General features: G+C 28.7%; 3 protein-coding genes. All 3 read left to right on the top strand.

The genetic code is table 11. The annotated features are described in order from the left end of the window. Positions 1–14: 14 nt before the first annotated feature. Genes CLPUN_RS21820 through CLPUN_RS21810 form a run of 3 tightly spaced genes read left to right on the top strand, consistent with a single transcriptional unit; the run spans position 15 to position 23,409 of the window. A complete protein-coding gene (locus CLPUN_RS21820; RefSeq protein ID WP_077849334.1) occupies positions 15–7,586 on the top strand; it encodes a non-ribosomal peptide synthetase in 7,572 nt (2,523 codons plus the stop codon). Between the two features lie 37 nt (positions 7,587–7,623). Then, positions 7,624–16,536 carry a non-ribosomal peptide synthetase gene (locus CLPUN_RS21815; RefSeq protein ID WP_158078820.1) on the top strand — a complete coding sequence of 2,971 codons (8,913 nt, stop codon included), beginning with the start codon at positions 7,624–7,626 and terminating at the stop codon, positions 16,534–16,536. A gap of 39 nt (positions 16,537–16,575) precedes the next feature. Next, the gene (locus tag CLPUN_RS21810) at positions 16,576–23,409 is read left to right on the top strand and encodes a non-ribosomal peptide synthetase (protein WP_077849332.1); all 6,834 of its coding nucleotides are present in this window, start codon (positions 16,576–16,578) and stop codon (positions 23,407–23,409) included. Positions 23,410–23,429 lie beyond the last annotated feature (20 nt).

The raw sequence follows: 23,429 nt of genomic DNA, 5'->3' as shown, positions 1-23,429 counted from the left end.
TGGGGAGAAGAATTATGGTTAAAAAATACTATATGAGTTCAAATCAAAAAAGAATATATATTATTAATCAATTACAGGAGGATTGTTCTTATAATATTCCTAAAATTTTTATAATTGAAGAAGAAGTTGATATAGATAAATTAGGTCAGGCATTCAAGAGACTATGCCAAAGGCATGAGCTTCTGAGAACAACATTTTCTAATAAAGGAGATCATTTTTATCAAGAAGTTCATGAGGAATTTGAAGGGAACATAGAAGTTGTGAATGATAAAACCCGAAACAATTCCGAAGCAATTTCTGAATTTATTGGACCATTTAATCTATCAAAAGCACCTTTAATGAGAATTAGAGTAGCAGAAACAAATGAAAACATGTTACTTATGTTTGATTTTCATCATATTATCAGTGATGCTATCTCAGGGAATATATATGTAAATGAATTGATAAAATTTTACAATGACCAAGAGTTAGAAGATAATAGAATTCAATATAAAGATTATTCAGCCTGGCAAAACTTGAAAGATATGTCAGAAGCAGAGGCTTTTTGGGTAACCGAGTTTCAAGGAACATCTTCTACTGTGGATTTAAAAACAGATTATATTCGACCTAATTCAAAAAGTTATAATGGGAAAACTATATATGAATTTAAAAACAAAAAAATAAGAGAAGAAGTTTTACATTTTTGTTCCACTAATGGTTTTTCAGAATTTACTTCTTTATTAGCTTCGTTCATGGCATTTTTGAGTAGGTATTGTAATCAAAATTGTATAACAGTAGGAGTACCGATGGCTAGTCGATCTCATATTGATGCACATAATATGACAGGAATGTTTGTGAACACAGTAGCTATAAAGGAGAATATTGATACTGATATTTCATTTTTAGATTATATTGAAGGCTTACAAAATAAATTATATTCGGTATTTGAATATCAGGATTATCCATTTGAAAAATTAATAGAAAAGTTAAATATTCCAAGAGATTCATCGAGAAATCCACTGTTTGATATTATGTTTGTTTATCAAAATGGGGGCGATAATAAGAAATTCGTTCTAGAAAATCGTGAGTTAAAAGAAATAAAGGATATAGGATATGCGAAAGCAAAGTTTGATTTAACTCTTACGATTGATGCATCGCAAGATGGTTATGATTTTAGCTGGGAATACTGTACAGACTTATTCAAAGAGGAAACAATTTTATATATGCACAAAATTTTTAAAATATTTTTTAGGAATTTATTAAAGTGTGCTTCTCAGTCTATTGAATCATGTAGTATGTTAGATAATTCAGAATATGAAAAAATAATCGAACCTATGATTAACATAGAAAGAGAACATTTCCGTAAATCTTTATTAGATACTTTTAAGATAAATGTGGAAAACTCTTCTTCTAAAATAGCATTGATTGCAGGCGATAACTCAATGTCATTTGGAGAATTAGATATTCTCTCCGATAAAATTGCTTACACTCTCATTCAAAAAGGAATAATAAAAAATTCAGTGGTATGCTTATTGTTTACCAGATCACTAGATACTATTGTTACTATATTAGCAGTTTTAAAAGCAGGAGGAGCTTTTCTTCCAATAGAACCTTCGTTACCTTTTGAAAGGATTAATTTTATACTTAAAGATAGTAATTCTAAACTGTTAGTTACAAATATAAACGATTCAAATCTTCAGAAGTTTAATTGCTCAGTATGTTTATATAAGGATTTAGTGGAAGAAAGTAAATTTCAATCTAATGAGAAATTAATGACAGATAGAGAGGAGAATCAATTAGTATATATTATTTATACATCTGGTTCAACTGGCAAGCCAAAAGGAGTTGCCATTGGAGAAAGTAGCTTGATGAATTATTTGGATTGGGGCTGTGGCAAATATATTCATGACGAAAATGATAGTTTTGGTTTTTATTCACCATTATCATTTGATCTTACAATAACCTCTATATTTTTACCACTATTGGCTGGACTAACAATGCGAATATATTATTCAAATGATTATGTTTCTTCTCTTGTTGATTTGATTAATGAGAATAAAGTAACAATACTAAAGCTTACTCCATCTCATATGAAGATTATGAATCAATTGAATTTGGAACATACGATTATACACACATTAATTGTAGGTGGTGAAGAACTTACAGTTAAAACAGCAAAAGAAACTACAAAAAAAATTAAATATCCAATTTCAATTATTAATGAATATGGACCAACAGAAGCGACTATCGGTTGTTGTTGGCATGAGTATGACATACTGTCAGATACTATGTATGTACCAATAGGACGTCCTATTAATAATACAGAATTATATGTTTTGGATAAAAATTTAAATCATCAGCCTTATGGAGTAGTAGGAGAATTATATATAGCGGGAAAAGGATTAGCTGTTGCCTATTGGAACAATACTCACTTAACAGAAGAAAAATTTGTACCCAACCCGTTTGTTCCTAAAGAAAAGATGTATATCACTGGTGACTTAGTTTATAAATTACCGAATAATAATTTTATATATTGCGGAAGAAAAGATACACAGACGAAATTAAAAGGATTTAGAATAGAGTTGGAGGAAGTTGAAAAAATATTAATGGAGGTATCTAATGCTTCTAATGTTTCACTATTAATTAGATCTATAGGAGATAGTGATTATCTTTGTGCTTATATGGTTGGGAATAAAGAATCAGAAGAATTATTAAGAGAAGGAATGAGGAAATATATACCGGATTATATGATTCCAACATTTTTCTATAATGTAGATTTAATTCCGTTAACATATAATGGAAAGGTCGATACAAAAAAACTACCGATTCCAAGTGTTTTGTCAACCCACAAATATGTAGAACCAAGAAATGAAAGGGAGAGAATTGTTGTTGATATTTTTTCAGAAGTACTAGGAACCAAGGTTGGTGTTGAAGATAATTTCTTTGATTTGGGAGGAGATTCTATTAAAGGAATTAGGATTGTTGCTAAACTACGAGAGAAAAATATGGTTATTTCTTTTAGGGAAATAATGATAAAAAAGACAGTGATTAACATTATTCAAGATATAGAAACATTGGAATCAAATAAAATAGATCAATCAGAAGTAGTTGGAGAGATACATCTTGCACCTATTCAAAAACAGTTTTTTGATAGTTCTTTAGCTTTACCAGGGTATTTTAATCAATCTGTTTTATTAGAGTCTAGTGAGTATCTTGAACTTTCAATTATATCATCTGTATTAAAAGAAATTGTAATACATCATGATATGTTACGTGCACATTTTAGCCAATATAAGCAAATCATAAAATCATTTGTTGAAGAGAACCTATTTGAATTACATGAAAAAGATTTATCGAATGTTTCAGATGATGAGCGTGAAGAAATAATACGGTTACAAACAGAAAAGGTAAGTGCTTCTATAGACATAGAAAAAGGACCATTACTAAAGGTAATGTTACTTAGGGCTAATGGTGTTACATACATTTTTATTGTTGCCCATCATTTAATTATTGACAGTGTATCTTGGGAAATATTAATTGAAGATTTAAATTCTTGCTATAAAAAAATGAAGAAGAATGAAAGAATTAATCTGCCATTAAAGACAAATTCCTATAAAGATTGGGTTATTGAACAAGAAATTTTAGCACAAACGGATTTGTTAAAAAAAGAAATTTCATATTGGGAGAATATTGAGAAAAACATTATTATATATAAAAAAGAAAATCAGAATATTCAAGAGTCATTTTTAAATTATAATGAAATAAATTTTGAAAAAAGCTTGACTGAAAAATTGGTCTATAAATCAGTTAAACCATATGGTTTAGAAGTTAAGGATATTCTGATTACCTCACTTTTTCGAAGTATTGCAACTGAGACAAAAAATAAAAATGTGGTAATTAATGTGGAATCTCATGGAAGAGAGAATGCGTATTCAAAGTTGTCAATTGAAAGAACAATAGGTTGGTTTACATCAATATATCCGGCTTTTGTGGAGAATGTTGGACAATCAATCCATAATGATCTAATTAATGTGAAAGAAATGCTCAGAAAAGTTCCCAATAAAGGAATTGGATATAGTATTTTAAAAAAATGCAATGAATTAAATAACAAATCCTATAATAGTCCTGATTTTAATTTTAATTATCTTGGAGAAGGAGCTTCCAATATATCAAACGATTATTTTAAAATCAGTAAAATCAATCAGGGCAGTGCTATTTCTGATAAGAATAAATTTGGATCGCCAGTATCTCTGGATGGCAAGATTGAGTCAGGTATACTTAGTATACTTATTTCATATGATTCTTATTGTTTTGATAAAAATTTTATCAATAAATTTGCAGAAACATATAAAAATGAAGTTTATAGGATAGTAGATTTCTGTGTTTCATCCGACAAAGTATACAAAACACCTTCTGATTATGGTCAGACGACTATGTCGATGAAAGACTTTAACAAAATAATAAGGAGATTAGAAAGCAGTCGTAGCGTAATTGAAAGAATGTATCAACTTACTCCATTACAAGAAGGAATATTATTCCATTCATTGAATACAAAAGGAAATGACGGTTATATAATACAAGCTATTTTTGATATCAAACAAAATATTAATTTAGAGAGATTCTATCATGCATTAAATAATTTAATCGAAAAACATGAAGTTTTAAGAACAAGAATTTTTTATTCTGAACTGGAATGTCCATATCAAGTTATTATGCAAAAAAGTAAAATAGAATATTCCTTTGAAGATATAGCCAATGTAAGGAACAAATTAGATTTACAAGGCAATATTTTAAAAGAAGATTTGATTCACGGTTTTGATTTTGAAAATGAGAATTTAATCCGATTTAAAATAATAAAAATTTCAGAAGATAAGTTTACTTTTATAATGACATATCATCATGTAATTATTGATGGATGGAGTACAGGAATTTTAGTAAATGATTTAACGTCATTTTATAATGTAGAGCAAGAATCAAATGAATTTATTAATAAAGAAGATGGTTTTTATGAACAATATGTAAATTTATATAAAAAAGTTTCACATAGCGAAGATTATAAATATTGGGCAAAACTTTTAGAAAATTTTGATGGGGCAAATTCAATAAATTCAAATGATATTAGTTTAAATAAAGAAAAAGAGGTAAGAAAGTCAAAATTCAATATTTCAAAAAATTTATTCAGCAAGATGAAAAGTACTGCGCTGAAATATCATGTGACTATTAATACATTAGTTGAGTTCGCATGGGGAATATTACTACAAAGTTACTGTGGTACCACTGACGCTGTATTTGGGAAGGTAATATCTGGACGTGAGAATTTGAAAAAAAACCTAGATAATGCAGTTGGATTATATATGAATACTATACCTGTGAGAGTTCAGTATAATGTAGAAGATACAGCAATTGGTGTTTTATCCAAAATTCAAGAACAGTCAATAAGTTCTATGGAGCATTGCTTATGTTCTTTAGCTGATATTCAAAGACAAACCGTGTACGGATCAAATTTGCTTAAAACATTGTTAGTATTTGAAAATTTCTATATTTCAGATAATAAACAAGATTCAGGCATCAAATTTATGGAGATGCTAACATCGGTTAGGGAAGAAACAAATTATGATTTAACACTTTCAGCGGAAATCAGTGATACATTAATTTTAGACATATTATTTAATAGAGAAAATTATTCAGAGTTTGATATTACAACCATTTTTGAAAAAATAGAAAATATATTAGAACAAGTTTGTACATGTCCGTTGATGAAAGTTTCAGAATTTGAGTTCATTACACCAAAAGAAAGAAATTTAATAATACAGGAATTTAATGATACAGTATTTTCATATGATGACCATAAATCTGTTATTCATTTAATTGAGGATAATGCAGTAAATAATCCGAATGATATAGCTGTTATATATAATGATATAAAAATAACCTACAAACAATTAAGTGAGCAGTCTAACATTATTGCTAACTTTTTGACACAAAAAAACATTTATCAAAAGAATGTAGTAGCTTTGAAAATGGAAAATTCTCCACAAATGATTATAGGTATTTTAGGAGTTTTAAAAATAGGTGCGGCATATGTGCCTATAGACCCAAGTTATCCGAAATATAGAATTGATACAATATTATCAGCTTCTGCAGCAACGCTTATATTAACAAGTTTGTCTTGTAATGATTTGAACAAAGAAAACCTATATTGTGTAGAAGACATATTAAAAGAATATAGTGACATTTGTTTAAAAACTTCATTAATATATCATCCGGAAGACTTGGCCTATATATTGTATACTTCGGGAACTACTGGTGTACCAAAAGGTGTTATGGTGCGAAATCGGAATATGTTATCTTATGTACATTCGTTTCAAAAAGAATTTCATATAGATAGGACAACAAACATGCTGCAACAGGCTACATACACTTTTGATACGTTTATTGAAGAAGTGTTTCCTACATTGGCGTTTGGCGGTTCATTAATAATATATCCTAAGAAACAGGGAATAGATTTTAATGAATTATGTGATTATATTAACAAGTGGAATGTAAATATGTTGAGTTGTTCACCACTTGTACTTAATGAAATAAACAAATTGGATAAGGTAAAATCAGTAAAAACATTTATAAGCGGAGGCGATGAACTAAAAGTAAACTATTTTAATAATTTAATAAAACATGCAGATGTATATAACACTTATGGACCTACCGAAACCACAGTTTGTGCAATGTATTTTAAAATAGATAGAAATAGTATAGAAAATATACCAATTGGTAAACCAATAGCAAATGTACAAGTATATATCATATCCAATAATAAATTGTGTGGAATTAACTCGTTGGGTGAAATATGTATAGCTGGTGATGGTGTTGCAGCAGGATATTTAAATGATAAAAGCCTAACGAATCAGAAGTTTGATATTAATCCGTTTGGAGAAGGAAAATTATATCATTCAGGTGATTTAGGTAAATGGAATATAGATGGAACGATTAGTTTTATGGGAAGAATTGATAATCAAATCAAAATACGAGGTTATCGGATAGAATTAAGCGAAATTGAAGAGGTTATTCGAAAAAATCTAAATGTTAATGATGTTATCGTTCTTTTAAAGGAGAAAAATAATGAAAAGATTATCTGTATATATGTACTAAGTAACTGTATTACTAAGAAAGAAGTATATGAGGTTATGAAGACAAACTTACCGATTTATATGGTGTCTTCATATATTGAAATTGTTGATTCATTACCTATGAAATCAAATGGGAAAATTGACGATGAGAAATTATGTATACCTAAGCTTATTTCACATGAAGATAATAATTGTAATTTAACACCATTAGAGGGAAAGTTATTGGAGCTTTTTTCAAAAGTTTTAAATGGAGTTCAGGTTAATATAGATGATGATTTTTTTGAGTTAGGTGGTCATTCGCTAACAGTTAGCAAACTGATAAATTATATAGAAGAAGAGTTTGGCGTACGTATTAAGGTCGCAGATATCTTTGAAAAAAGAATAGCAAAAGAAATTTGTAAGTTGATAGAAGAATATAAAGAGAATGGTATTTGCTCTAATGTAAAAGAACTTTTAGAGGCAGATGTAGAAGAGATATTTTAATATATCTCTTCTACATCTTATGAGGGGGAATGAACTAATGGCCAAAAAATATAGAATGAGTTCAGCTCAAAAAAGATTATTTACGATTGATGAAACAGTGGGAGAAAATATATTATATAATATTCCATCCTTATTTTATATAAAGGGTACTATAGATTTGGAAAGACTAAAAGAAGCGTTTCAGAAATTATGCAATCGTCATGAGATATTGCGTACATATTTTATGCATACAAATGATACTTTTGTTCAGGTTGTGGAAGAGGAAGTCATTGCCCATATCTCTTATTGCAAAATATCGGAAAAGAATATTGAAGGTGAAGTTCAAAAGCACATAAAACCTTTTAAATTAGATACTGCTCCATTGATGAAAATGAAAATTATAGAAGATCAAAATAACAAAGACTTATATTTATTTATGGATATACATCATATTATTTGTGATGGAGAATCAATGGAAATAATATGGGATGAATTAAGAAAATTATACAATGAGGAAAGTTTAGGATCCTTAAGAGTTCAATACAAAAACTATAGTGCATGGGAATATAAAAGAAATATTGATGATCAAAAACAGTATTGGATAAATGAATTTTCAGGAAATATTTCGCCTCTGGAATTACGTACAGATTATATTCGTCCTGGGTGGAGAAGTAATACAGGTGACAATTTTGAAATAATGATTAATAAAGAAACAAGGGAAAAGATAGAGGTAATATGTGCAAATACTAAGACTACTGAGTATATGTTCTTACTCTCCATATTTATGTTCTTGTTAAAAAAATATACTAATCAAAATGAAATAATAGTTGGGACACCAATGTCTGGAAGAACACATTCCGATACTCAACGTTTAATCGGTATGTTTGTAAATACTGTAGCAATAAAAGGTGAGTTTGCATGTAAAACTACTTTTAGTGAATTTTTTTATTCTATAAGAAATAAATGTTTACAAGCTTATGACAATCAGGATTATCCGTTTGACGAAATGGTTCAGGATTTAAATATACAAAGAGACTATGCAAGAAATCCAATTTTTAATGTAATGTTTGGTTTACAGGAAGGAAGTTCATCTGAAATAAAACTAAACGGAGTTTCTTTAATTCCGGTGAAGTTAAAAAATACCTCATCCAAATTTGATATTACGTTAATGGTAGATTCAAATGATAATGGGTATACATTATATTGGGAATATGATACACAACTTTTTGTTGAGGAGACAATCCGGGAAATGGCAGATCATTATACTGAATTATTAATAAATACATTAGTAGATATTAATCAGCAACTAAATGAGATTAATTATATTTCGGAATCAGAGAAAAATGTTCTTTTAAATAAAATAGCAGTAGGAGCTTATCTTGAAACAGAGGATAAAAAAATAATTGATATATTTGAGGAATGTGTTGAACAGTTTCCTGATAATGCAGCTGTTCAATATAAAAATGAGAAAATTAAATATACTGATTTGAATCGGAAAGCAAATTATATAGCAAATAAATTAATTGAATTGGGAATAACTACCAATTCAATTGTGGGAATTATTGCAGACACATCCATTGAGAGGATTTGTTCTATATTTGGTGTTTTAAAAACAGGTGCAGCATATTTGCCAATTGATGTTTTTGTTCCTAAGGAAAGATTAAACTATATAGTAAATAATAGTTGCTTAGATCATATTATCATAGATGATACGGTGGATTATGAATTCAAGGATAATATTGTTAGGATTCCTCTATCTACACTAACTGGAGAAAGCAGCAAGGGACCAATACATGACGGATCAGATGAAACCCCTGCATATGTAATTTATACTTCGGGCTCATCTGGCAATCCTAAAGGGGTTATGGTTTCTAATAAAAATATCGTAAATGAAGTAATGTGGCATATTAATGATGCATGTTTAAATAATGAATCAGTATATGTTCAGACTACTGCATTTATATTTGATGGTTCAGTGTTAGAGATTTTTTCAACACTGTTATCTGGAGCTAAGCTACTTTTGATAAACAGTGATGATAAAAAGGAACCAGAAAAATTATTAAAATGTCTAAATCATGCTCATATTAGTCTTCTTCCTTCAATGTTTAGGGCAATCGTTGATTATGCAGTAGTAAACAGACAGGAATCTGAATTGAATTCTTTTACCAGATTAAATCTTGCTGCAGAGAAAATTCCAGAGGATTTAATACTGACTTATATTGAAACAAAAGGAAGCAAATTATCAAGCATTTGGAATTTTTACGGTCCAACAGAAACAACGGTTACTGCTACCTCATATCGATTAAATAAATATATGGACATGAAAAATGTACCAATTGGTAAGCCTGTATCTAATTATAAGATATATATTTTGAATGGCAGTGAGTTATGCGCAAAAGGAGTAAAAGGAGAAATCTGTATAGGTGGGAAAGGAGTTTCACTAGGGTATGTTAATAATAAAGAACTTACAAGTAAGGTATTTGTTCAAAATCCTTTCTGTCTAGACGAGACAATATATCGAACAGGAGATACCGGATATATAAATTACAATGAAGAAATTGTAATTGTAGGAAGATTAGATGATCAAGTAAAAATCAGAGGATATAGAGTTGAATTACAGGAAATAGAGAGACAGATAACTAACATAGAAGAGATTCTTGAAGCAAAGGTTGTAAGGAAAAATCATAGTGGTAAAGATTTCTTGGCAGCGTATTATTTTTCTCATTCACAAATTGAAGAAGGGTTTATTAAGAAACAATTAGCAAAGTATTTGCCATCTTATATGATTCCAGAATTTATTATTCAATTAGATGAAATGCCACTATTACCAAATGGTAAGGCAGATAAAAAATATTTAGAAGGCCTGGAAATTAAACATGATGTAATTTTTGAAAATCCGAATAATAAAATAGAAGAAGATGTATGCAATATATTTTCAAAGGTATTAGGATATGAAAAAATAAGTGTCAATGATGGTTTTTTTGAACTTGGTGGTGATTCTATTAAGGCAATTAGGGTTGTATCAGGCTTAAGAGAATTAGGCTATTACATTACTGTAAAAAAAATAATGCAGATAAATACAGTGAAACTAATTGCGCAAGATATTGAAAAAATAAATGAGAAATACGAAGAAATTAGTGAAATTGAAGGTAAAGTTCTTTTCACACCGATACAAGAAAGATTTTTTTATGCTAATTTGTATAATCCTAATCATTTTAACCAAAGTATTGTTTTGGTTTGTAAGGATGCAATTAGTGAAGAAGGGATGAAATATGTTTTTAATAAGCTTGTAAATCATCATGATCAGTTGCGTGCAATATTTGAAGGTAATAAACAAATAATCGGAAAAAAAGAAGAAAATAAATACTTTTCAATCATAAATTTTGAGTCAACTTCGGATAAAGGACAAAGTATTCAAGAAAAAATAACTGCTATTGGTAATAAAATTCAAAACACAATTAATATAACAAACGGTCCTTTGGTTAATTGCGGTATAGTGAACTCAGATGATTTCCATGGAATTATTGTTTGTATACATCACCTTATTGTTGATGGAATTTCATGGGGAATTATTATAGAGGATATAAATCAATTATATCAAGGATACTTGAATGATCAGGAGATAGAACTTCCTAGAAAATCATCATCATTTAAAGCATGGAGTGAAGCTCTAAACAGCTATTATAATTTTGACTCTCATATTAAAGAACTTTCGTACTGGAGGAAAATGCAATCAAAAATAGAGGCTATACCAGAAATGAATTTAACTGGGGAAAAGAGTATAGATAAGATATTAAAAGAGAGAGTATTAATTATTAGAAAAGATATAACTCATAAGCTCCTAATTGGTGCAAAAAATGCATATGATATGAATGCCAATGAAATATTAGTGACGGCATTAATGCGCATTATGCACACAATTAGCGGGAGTACAGCTTTAGCAGTATATATGGAGAGTCATGGACGGGCGGAATTTAGAAAAAAACTTTCTGTTGACCGAACAATAGGGTGGTTTACTGATTTTTATCCAATTTATATAGAAGGTATTGGAAATGACATAGATATGGATTTACGTAATACAAAGGAGAATATAAGGAAGACTCCTAATTATGGAATTGGATATGATGTTGCCAGAAAATTTAATTTACTAGGGGACAAAGTATCAGAGCCTATCATTACCTTTAATTATTTTGGAGTTCGTCAGAAAGATAGTACTGATAAAAAATATCTTAGTCCATCTGAACTAAATTCTGGAGAAACAGTCGATAAAAATAATTTATTTGGTACACCCATTGCTATAAATTGTGAAGTAATTAATGAACAACTACAAATTAATCTTTCATTTAACAACGCTATCATACCAATTGAATTAATTGAAAGGTTGTCAATAGGATACTCAGGAGAAATTGAAGATGTTGTGAACCATTGTTTTAATAAGAGAAATAGAGAATTAACACTATCAGATTATGGAGAATATGAGTGGACAGATTCAGATTGGAATTACTTGTTAGATGTATTTCGTGAACGTCATGAGGAAGTAAAATCAATTTATCCACTAACTTCAATGCAACAGGGGATGTTATTTCATAAAATTGAAGATAATACATCATTAAATTATGTTTTACAAACTGTTCTTTCTATAAAACAAGATTTGAGTTTACAGATTATTAAAAAAACATTGAAACAATTATCTAATAAGCATGAAATATTAAAAACAAGAATTTTTTATAAAAAGGTCACATCCCCTAGACAAGCTATACCTAAAGTAAGAGAGATGGAATTAAATTATTATGATTTATCTGTTGAAAAGGAAAAATTAAAAAGAGCACAGATAATTACAGAGAGCGATAAACAAAGAGGGTTTAATATAGAAGAAGATTGTTTATTTAGATTGAGTATTCTAAAAATAGATGAAAACAATTATAAAGTCATCATGACTTCACATCATATTATAATGGATGGATGGAGTTTACCAATTGTGGTAGATGATTTCATGGAATTATATGAATTAAATAAGAATGGAAAATTTACAGAAACAGTCTTAGAAAATCAGGGGACATTCTCAGAATATGTTTCTATGATTCTAAAAAAGGATGAGAATTTAAATTATTGGAACAATCTTTTATCTGGTTTAGAAGAAAAAACAACCATTAAAGGGTCTGGAAATCCAGAGAGCAAAAATAATGAAATTGGAAGCTGTCAGTTAGAGTTAGATGAAAATATTACATTTAAGTTAACTGAATTGACTAAGAAATATCAGGTAACAACAAATACGATAATAGAGACAATTTGGGGATTGTTGTTATCTCGATACAACAATTCACACGATGTTATTTTTGGAAAAGTAGTATCAGGAAGAAATGCTGATATACCAAATATTGATAAAATGGTAGGATTATTTATTAATACAATTCCAGTAAGAATCAAGATTGATAAAAAACAAATGGCTAGCAGTCTTCTTAAAGCAATGCAAGATCAAGCGTTAAAAAGTGGGGAAAGTGATCATATATCCCTAATGGATATTCAAAATAAAACAAAACTAGGAAGAGATATGATACAAACAATTATTGCTTTTGAGAATTATTTTGTGGATAACAGGTCTGAAAATTCAAAATACACCGTAGAGGAGTCTAGTGAACAAACAAATTTTGATTTGGCATTATCGATTGGTGGCACAAATACACTTATGCTAAATTTAATGTACCGTATGGATAAATATAATAAAAATGAAATTGAAAATATATTAATTCATTTCAAAAATTTAATAAATAATTTAATTGAAAATTCAGAAAAGGAAATAAATCAGTTAAGTGTTATCGATGATAAGGAAAGAAATATTATTTTACATGATTTTAATCGTTATATAACGGTGAATGATTCTTATAGTGTAGTTGAGCATTTCGAAAAAATAGTAAGAGAATATCCAAATAATGTAGCTGTTGAATGCGAAGAAGATAAAATGACCTATAAAGAATTAAATGATAGATCAAATTATATTGCGAGTATACTAATACAAAAAGATGTTAAATCTGATGAAATTATAGCTCTTGTTGTTAGTAGATCTTGTGATATGTTAGTTGGAATATATGGAATATTAAAAGCGGGAGGGGCATATGTTCCTATAGATCCAAATCAGCCAATTGAACGTATTAAGTATATGTTAGAAGATTCGAACGTAAAATGTATGTTAATTGATAATAGTGCTAAAAAATTTATATCTTATTTTGATGATTTTAACATATATAACATCAGTGAAAATAAGGGAGTTCTTACAGAAAGTCCATCAGTAAGGAGTAAGGATTCAGATTTATGTTATGTAATATATACAAGTGGAACGACAGGCAAACCAAAAGGTGTTTTAATCGAACAGGGAAATTTGAAAAATCTTGTTATATGGCTACAACAACATTTAAAACTTGATGAGAATAGTATAATGTTGCAAAACTTCTCCTTTATATTTGATGGATCAGTATGGGAAATTTTTTCAGCCACTTTATCAGGAAGTAAATTGTTGATAGTATCTGATAAACAGAGACTTGAGCCGCAAAGTATTTTGCCATTATTAAAAAATGCACATTTAATTATTATTCCGACAATGTATAGAGAGCTGTTAAACTATGCGAAAAAAAATAATTTATTAAATCAAATACATGCATTAAAATCGTTGACATTAGGAGCTGAATCGGTACCAAAAGATCTTATAGATGAAATTATTACTTCGGAAACATCAAATAATGTTCCACGTTTAATTAATGCATATGGACCAACTGAAGCCACAGTTTGCAGTACTTTCTATGAATTTAGACCAGGACAAGTTAACAAATCATACGTTGGAAAGCCTATAAGAAATGCTAATGTGTATATTATGCATGGATGTCAGTTAGCTGGTATAGGAATGATTGGAGAATTATTCATTGGAGGATTAGGGGTAGCAAGAGGTTATTTAAATAATAAAGAATTGACAGTTAAAAAATTTGTTAATAACCCATTTAGACCTGAAGAAATCCTATATCAAACAGGAGATTTAGGGAGATGGAATGAGGAGGGTTATATAGAATTATTTGGAAGAATAGGAGAGCAGGTAAAAATACGCGGTTTTAGAATAGAACTTGGAGAAATAGAAACTGCAATTCGTCAATATAAGGGCATTAATGATGCAACAGTTATTTTTGAAAGGACGGAAAGTGTCGAACAAATTATTGGATACATTGTTGCCGATTGTAAGATAGATACAAATGATTTAAAAAATCAATTATACATGTACCTTAATGAATATATGGTTCCAGATAACATCATTCAGATAGTCTCTATTCCTAAAACTTTAAATGGAAAAATAGACAGAAGCGCATTGCCAATACCTGAAATTAATAAAAAATCAATAACTGTTCTACCTAATACCAAAGAAGAAAAAGATATTTATAATGCGTTCTTGAAAGTTCTAGAAATAAAAGAACTTAGTATTGATGACAATTTTTTTGAAATTGGAGGGAACTCCATTAAAGCTATAGGCGTAATTACTTATTTACAAAATATAGGTTATGAGATAACGGTGCGTAATATTATGAAATACAGAACAATTCGTTTAATAGCTAATAATTTATTTAAACTAAATTTAGCTAAGGTGAAGCAGGTAGAAGAGGACTTTAAAAAAGAAAATTTACAAGCAAAAAATATAGACTTATTATTAGGTGAAGAGGATGAATCTAAAACTCGGGCTGACTTTGAATTATTAGCAAAATACAATAGAGATAATTTTAATTCTGAAATTATTAAATCCTACACTGTTACAAAATTTCAAAGTTTTTATTTATTAACCACTGAGGGAATAATTAAGGAAAAGTTTTATGTAACAATAGAGGGTGGTTGTGAAATCTTAAAGAGGGCAGTATCGGAAATTATTAATGAACAAGGTGTATTAAGAAGCAGTTGTACAAAAATAAACGGTAATATAATAATTTGTGAACATAAATATTCAAATAACTGGGTGGTGCCATATATAGATAGAACACAGTTGATTGAAGGGAGTGAAGGTTTAACATTATATTGTGAAGCTTGCAATATAAAAAATTATTCATGGGAGGTAAACAATCCGTTATCTTATATATTATTAATTCAACTAACAGAGAAAAGTTATGAAATTGTTGTAATTGCGGATCATTGTATATGGGATAAGGCAAGTTCATCTATATTTAAGGAGCGTTTGGAAGAAAAGCTTTCTTACAAAAATGATCAGATAGATAATAATTTATATACTGATTATATTCATAAAGTAAAAAATTATTGTAAAATTTATAGTAATAAATTCGAGGAGGAAATGGTTCAATTTTTAAGACAAATGGTTTACCAAAGTAAGGAATATAACAAGAAAAACAAGTTAATAGGTTCTAGAAACCAGATTATTAATCTATCTCCTATTGTTTATAATCTATATAAGAGTAATCCGTGGATTGTGATAGAAAATATCATTAAGACAGTGGTGAAATGCAACAGATTAAATTATACAGATGATAAAAAATATCCAGTATTTATTGTGCAGGATGACAGAAATTATATGAAAGATGATATGTCACAAATGATTGGCGAGTGTCTTGATTTATTACCTGCTAATATAGATAAGGATGTTGAAAATGATCTTAAAATTTCAGTGGAGAAGCTTCAAAATTTAAAAAAGCTTAAGAGAATTAACTATTCTGAAATGTTGTTTGATAATGCAAGTGACATTTATGAGTTATTTAACAGTAATTTAATTGTAAATTTCCAAGGTATGTATGAAATCACAGAAGAAATAGCTCAACAATGGATTCAAGAGCAAGATAATAATTTTTGTTCAACGGAAATTTTTATTAATAATTTTGGAGATAAATTGGCAATATCATATCCAATCTTTGATTCATGCGAAGAAGGCATTGGTGTAGAAATATCAAAGAAATTGGTAAAACTTGAAAAATCAATAACGAAAATATTTAATTGATAGTAAGTTAAAAAGATTAAAATACAAGGGGGTAGGAATATGTTTACAGAATATAATGAGATAACAAGAAATAACGAGTATGAATTCATGAGTGAACTATTATTGATTAACCAAGATGAAACAGAAGTAGACTTATTATTAAAAAGAATTAATATTAATTTGACAGATTTGTTTTTAATTGCCTTAGGGCATTATCAATCATTTATATTTGACACCAGCGCAGCTTCTTTATATCTAATCAATGATAATAATGAAGAAAAAAATTTAAAGATTGTTGTTAATCAGGATGAAAACATTGAAACAATATGTAAGCAGTTTACGTCGCTAAATATGATTACAATGTTTACTTTAAAAAAAGAATCGAAGATTTTTTTAGAAGACATCCAAGTTGAATTAATAAATAAAAATGATAAAGTAGAAATAAAATGTTTTTATAACTTTGCAGAAAATAATGAAAATATTTCACTTATTATGTCTAGAATAGCACATTTGCTTCAAATATACTTGAACAATATTGGAGTGATGGTAGGAGAATGCTCCTTTTTATCAGATGAAGAAAAGTACTTAGTTAAAGAAAAGTTTAATGATACGAAGAAGGATTATGTATCAGATAGAACAATAGTTGAAGTATTCGAAGAAATAAGTGGAAAAAATCCACAAAAAGTTGCAGCAAAATTTCAAGATAAAGAAATTACTTATGGAGAATTAAATTGCAAAGCAAATGCAGTGGCGGAAATAATAAGAAAAGAAACAAAAGGTAGTAATGCAATTGTTGGAATAATGATTCCTCGTTCTATTGATTCACTGATTGCAATTATTGGCATTTTAAAAGCCGGTTCAGCTTTTTTGCCTCTTGATCTCAAACAACCATCTGATAGAATAAATTATATTATAAAGGATAGTGGGATTCGTTTATTAATTAAATCCATAAATGAGGGGAATAGTGGGAAAGAATACGAAGATAAAGTTAAAGTTTATGAATTAGATATTGATGCATTAACATTAAAAGATAATTTAATCCATAAACCTAAATTTAATGATTTAAGTTATGTTATTTATACTTCTGGAACAACAGGCAGCCCTAAAGGCGTTTTAATTGAACATGGAAATTTAATTAACTTTTCCATGTGGATAGCTGATATTGGAAAGATGAATGTAAATACAAAAGTACTTCAAATATTTTCTATCATTTTTGATGCCTCAATTTTTGAAATGATGCCTTGTCTTATATCTGGTGGTACAATCGTAATTTTGAATGATGTAGAAAAAACAGATCCTCAACAGCTTCTTAATTATTTAGAAGATGCACAAACTCTTATGATACCTACTTTTTTCAAAGCAGTAGTAGACTATGCAGAAGCAACAAATCAGTTGGATAAATTGAAGAAATTTCAAAAAGTTTATTTGGGTGCGGAAGCTATACCAGCGGATTTAATGATAAAAATAAAAGAGATATGCCCTTCAAAAATCAGTGAGATTGTTAATCTTTATGGACCAACTGAGTGTACAGTAGCCTGCAGTGCATATTTTTATAATGAAGATTCCAATGTTGCAGATGTCACTATTGGTTCTCCAATAAAGAATTCAGAAATTTATATAGTAAAAAACAATCATTTATGCGGAATAGGTATGAAAGGTGAATTGGTAATTGGTGGACATGGCGTTGGAAGGGGATATATGAACAATCCTTCCTTAACCGAAGAACTGTTTATACAGAGCCGAGAATTTTCAAAATCTATACTCTATAGAAGTGGTGATATTGGTTATTGGAGAAGTGATGGAACAATAAAGTTATTGGGTAGAAATGACGAACAAGTGAAGATAAATGGCTATAGAGTAGAATTAAGTGAAATAGAAGTAGAATTAAGAAAGATAAATGGAATAAGAGATTCATTAGTAATGTATAAAGATGATTGCAATGGAGTATTCTTTGCAGCTTTTTATACAGGAGAAGAGTATGATGCAGTGCATCTTAAACAACAAATGAAAAACAGCTTGCCTAATTATATGATTCCTTATGAATTTCACAGAGTTAATGAGTTTCCAACAACAATTGGTGGAAAAACAGATAAGAATAAACTAATTGTAGATTACAGAGCAGTAAATACTTCTAATTCGAAAAATGCTATTTTAAATATCTTTTCAAGTATTTTAGGTAAGAATAACTTAAATATTGAAAATGATTTTTTTGAACTTGGTGGAGATTCCATTAAAGCTATTACGATAGTATCAAAGTTACGTCAAACAGGATTTGTTTTGACAGTAAGAGATATAATGGAAAATAAAAAATTAAGTCTAATAATCTCAAAAATTAAAAATGATGATGACAATGTGAAGTGTGAGCAAAATGAAATAACCGGGAATTTTATATTAAGTCCTATACAACGAGTGTTCTTTGAAAAAATGAGAATTAATAACCGAAATTACTTCAATCAATCATATATGCTTGAAACAGAAGAAAATATTGATATGACAGCAGTTGCATATTCAATGAACATGATAACTAAACATCACGACCATTTGAGATCTGCTTACTTGAAAAATGATCAAATTATACTTCCATATGAAGAAAATAAACATTTTGAAATAAAAGTATACAATTTAAAAAATGTTAATTTACTATGTGAATTAGAAAAAGAAATTATTACTAAAACAGAAGAAATACAATCAGGAATTTGTATTGAAAATGGACCCTTATTTAAAGTGGGGATATTTAATTGTTATAAGAAAAATTACTTGTTCTTTTGTTTACATCATCTTTGTGTAGATGGAGTATCGTGGAGAATTCTAATTGATGATTTTTTACAATGTTATACTGATTATTTAAAGGGAAAAGCAACAGTTCTTCCAAGAAAAACAATTTCATTTAAAGATTGGTCAAATTATCTTCAGGAATATGGAAGAAGTGAGGAGTTGGAAAAAGAAATACCATATTGGATTGATGTTAATAGTAAAATACAAGGTGGTAAATTTTCTGAAAGGAAAATATCAAATAATTTTACATTAGATGCTATGACATTTGAAATGGATTCAGAAAATACTAACAATTTATTATTTCATGTAAGTAAAGCATTTAACACAGAAATTAATGATATACTTTTATCTGCACTGGCGAGAGCGGTAAGTAAACAGACTATGAATAAAACTGTAGCAATAAATCTGGAAGGACACGGAAGAGAACCAATTCATAGGCCAGCTCATAATGATAGAACAGTAGGTTGGTTTACCACTGAATACCCTATTGTATTAGAGAATATTGGAGATTCAGTATTCAAGGATTTAATAAATGTAAAAGAAACGATAAGAAAAATACCCAATCGAGGTATGGGATATATTGTATTACAAGATGTTTTTTCTAAAAAATTTATTGATATTGATCCTGATATTACATTCAATTATTTGGGAGAATTCGGTCAAGAAGAAAATTATGGATTTTTAATTAGTGAAATGCAACATTCAAAGGATAAATCTTTAAACAATGCATTTAGAACTCCAATAACTATTAACTCTAAGATTGTAAATAAAATATATAGAAATGAAGTTACATATGAATCAAATATATTTAATAAAAACTTTATTTCTGATTTAATGAAGCATTTTGAATACGAACTGAAAAATATAATTTCATTTTGTATGCAGCAAGCTAAAAATTATAAAACACCTTCGGATTTTAATGAAATGGATTGGAGTTTCGATGATTTTCATGAGATACAAAAGAAATATGAAAAGAAAAATTTGAATATTAAAGCGATTAATTCATTGACTTCATTGCAAGAGGCGATGCTGTTTCAAAAATTAGAGAATCCAGAATCAACAGCTAATGTAGTACAAATTGATATTGATGTGAATAAAAAAATAGATCCTCGAATATTAAAAGAATCTTTCAAAGTAGTCTGCAAAAAATATGGTGTTCTTAGTTCTCGCATTGCATATCACAACTTGGAAGCTCCGAAACAATTGATATTTAGTAACAATGAAATTGAACATGAAGAAATAGATTTTAGTATATATGAAGATGCTATAGAGCGCTTCAACTCACTTAAAAGAGAGGATATTAAGAGAGGTTTTAATTTTGAAAAGGATAGTTTATTCAGAGTGAAATTAATAAAACTTTCAGAGAATAATTTCAAGCTTATTATTACGTTCCATCACATTATCATAGATGGATGGAGTAGCCAGGTTGTAATTAATGAGGTATTTTCCACATATTCAAAACTTGGAAAAAATAAATATGTAGAAAATAGTGTTGATGATAATACTCAGGGCATATATGGAAATTACATTAAAAAGTATGATTTAAAAAAAGCCAAAGATTTTTGGATGAATTTATTGGAGGGATTTGAAGAACAAAGTTCTATTAAAGCGGAAGGAATGCCAGATGGAGGAGTTACTGAAGAAGTAAGTTTAATCAAAATGGGTATTTCCAAAGAGTTAAATGATAGAATAGAGTTATATCCAAGTAAATATGGATACACATTAAATACTATTTTAGAAGCAACATGGAGTTTGATTTTAAGTGAATACTCTGGAAATTCAGATTTAGTATTTGGGAAAGTAGTTTCTGGAAGAAATGTGGATATAAAAAATATTAATAAATCAGTAGGTATGTTTATTAATACATTACCAATTAGAGTTCAATTGAGTTCATGTAAAAAAATTAAAGATTTATTGGAGATAATTCACAATCAATCGATTGCAATTAATGGGAATGAATTATATCCTTTAGATGAGATACAACAGCATACACCACTAAAAAGTGAACTAATTAAAACAGCAATATCATTTGAAAATTATAGCAATGATACACGGTTAAAAGATTATACTATTGATTATATACGTGAGATGCCGACCTTCCCAATATCAATAGGAGCAAAATATACTGATACACTTAATTTGAGCATTATGTATGATAAAAATATTTATGGCAAGAGCGAAATTTCTCGAATTTTAAAAAGAATTATTTATGTATTGGAACAAGTTTTAGAAGATCCTGAAAAAAATATTTCTGATATAGATTATTTGGTAGGAGATGAACATCGAAAGGTTTTAATTGATTTTAATAAAACAGAAAAGAATTATTCATTAAATCAATCAGTCATTGATGTGTTTGAAAAGCAAGTTTTGAATACACCTAATAATATTGCTGTGGAATATGAAAATAGTAGATTAACCTATGAAGAATTAAACAAAAAGGCAAATTATTTAGCAAAAATATTGTTAGAACGAGGAACAGCAAAGAATAGCATTATCCCAATCATAACAAAACCTTCTTTGGAATTAGTAATAGCAGTAATAGCAGTATTAAAAGCAGGAGCTGCATATTTGCCTGTTGATCCGGATCTACCTATTGAGAGAATAAAGTTTATGATTAAAGAAAGCAACTCAAATTTAGTGATTTGCGGAAGTGTTGCCTATAATTTTAATAAAAAGGCACTGGGATGTCATTATGTTACTGTTTCTGATTTTCTGCAAGAAGAGGCTGATAATCTGAAGCAATTAATCGAACCAACTGACTCGGTATATATTATTTTTACCTCTGGAACAACTGGCAAGCCCAAAGGTGTTGTAATTAATCATAAAAATTTATTAAATCATACTTTTTGGCAAATTGAAAATGGAAATTTTAACTTGAATTCTACAATGCTACAAACAATTGCATTTACTTTCGATGGGCATGCAGCTGAAATTTATCCGGTTTTGTTATCTGGAGGTAAACTGCTGATAGCCACAGAAGACCAAAGGAAGGATCCAAAAGAATTACTACAGTTGTTATCAGGAAAATATGTCACATTTATTCCATCATTGTTACGTGAAGTGATTTCATATGCGGAGCAGACAAATCAGATGGATAAATTAAGAAAATTTGATAAAATGTTCATCCCTGCGGAACCTATAACAAAAAATGAAGTGTTAAAAATTGTTGGCAATAAAAACGAAAAATTAAATGATATCTTTCATTTTTATGGACCAAGTGAAGCAACAATTACAACTGTATATCACTGTTTATCTGAATTATCAAGAGGGAATGTTGAGCCTATAGGAAAACCGATTGCCAATACTAAGTTATATGTTTTAAACAAACATTTAAAACCTTGTGGAGTTGGTATTCCAGGTGAATTATGCATAAGTGGAGAATCTGTATCTAAGGGCTATTTTAATAGAGATGATCTAACTAAAGAAAAATTTATAAATGACTCAGTATGTAATGGAAAGTTGATGTATAGAACTGGAGATATTGTACGTTGGACAGAAGAAGGAATAGTTGAATTTTTAGGAAGAAAAGATGATCAAATAAAATTAAGAGGATTTAGAATTGAAATACAGGAAATCGTATCAATCTTAAAAGAATTTGATGAAATTTCAGATGCAGTAGTTTTTTTAAGGGAAATTGAAAATGACAAGTTACTATGTGCATATATTTTAGGAAGTAAAGCTATTAATATTAGTAGTTTAAAAGAGAAAATTTTAAAAAAGCTTCCAGAATATATGATTCCACAATATATTATGCAGATAGATAAAATGCCAGTAACGATGAATGGAAAGATTGACAAGAATAAATTACCAATGCCTAAAATTGAGTTATTTAAAGAATATGAGGGGCCGAAAAATGATGTGCAGCATATGCTAGTAGATATGTTTAAAAAAGTTCTTAATGTTGATAAGGTAAGTATTAATGATTCCTTTTATGATTTAGGAGGGCATTCTCTAAAACTAACAAGGCTGTTGAATTTTATTGAGAGGGAGTTTGGTGTAAGGCTGAAAATTCGCGATATAGTGGAAGCTAAGACGGTTAAAAAAATTAGTCTTCTTTTAGAAAAAACTAAAAGCGAAAATATATATGAAAATATAATTGCGGCAACACCTTTAGAATGAATGGGAAAAGGGAGAGAAAT

Source organism: Clostridium puniceum (genome assembly GCF_002006345.1).
Classification (GTDB): Bacteria; Bacillota; Clostridia; order Clostridiales; family Clostridiaceae; genus Clostridium; species Clostridium puniceum.
This window is presented reverse-complemented; position numbering and strand designations above follow the sequence as displayed.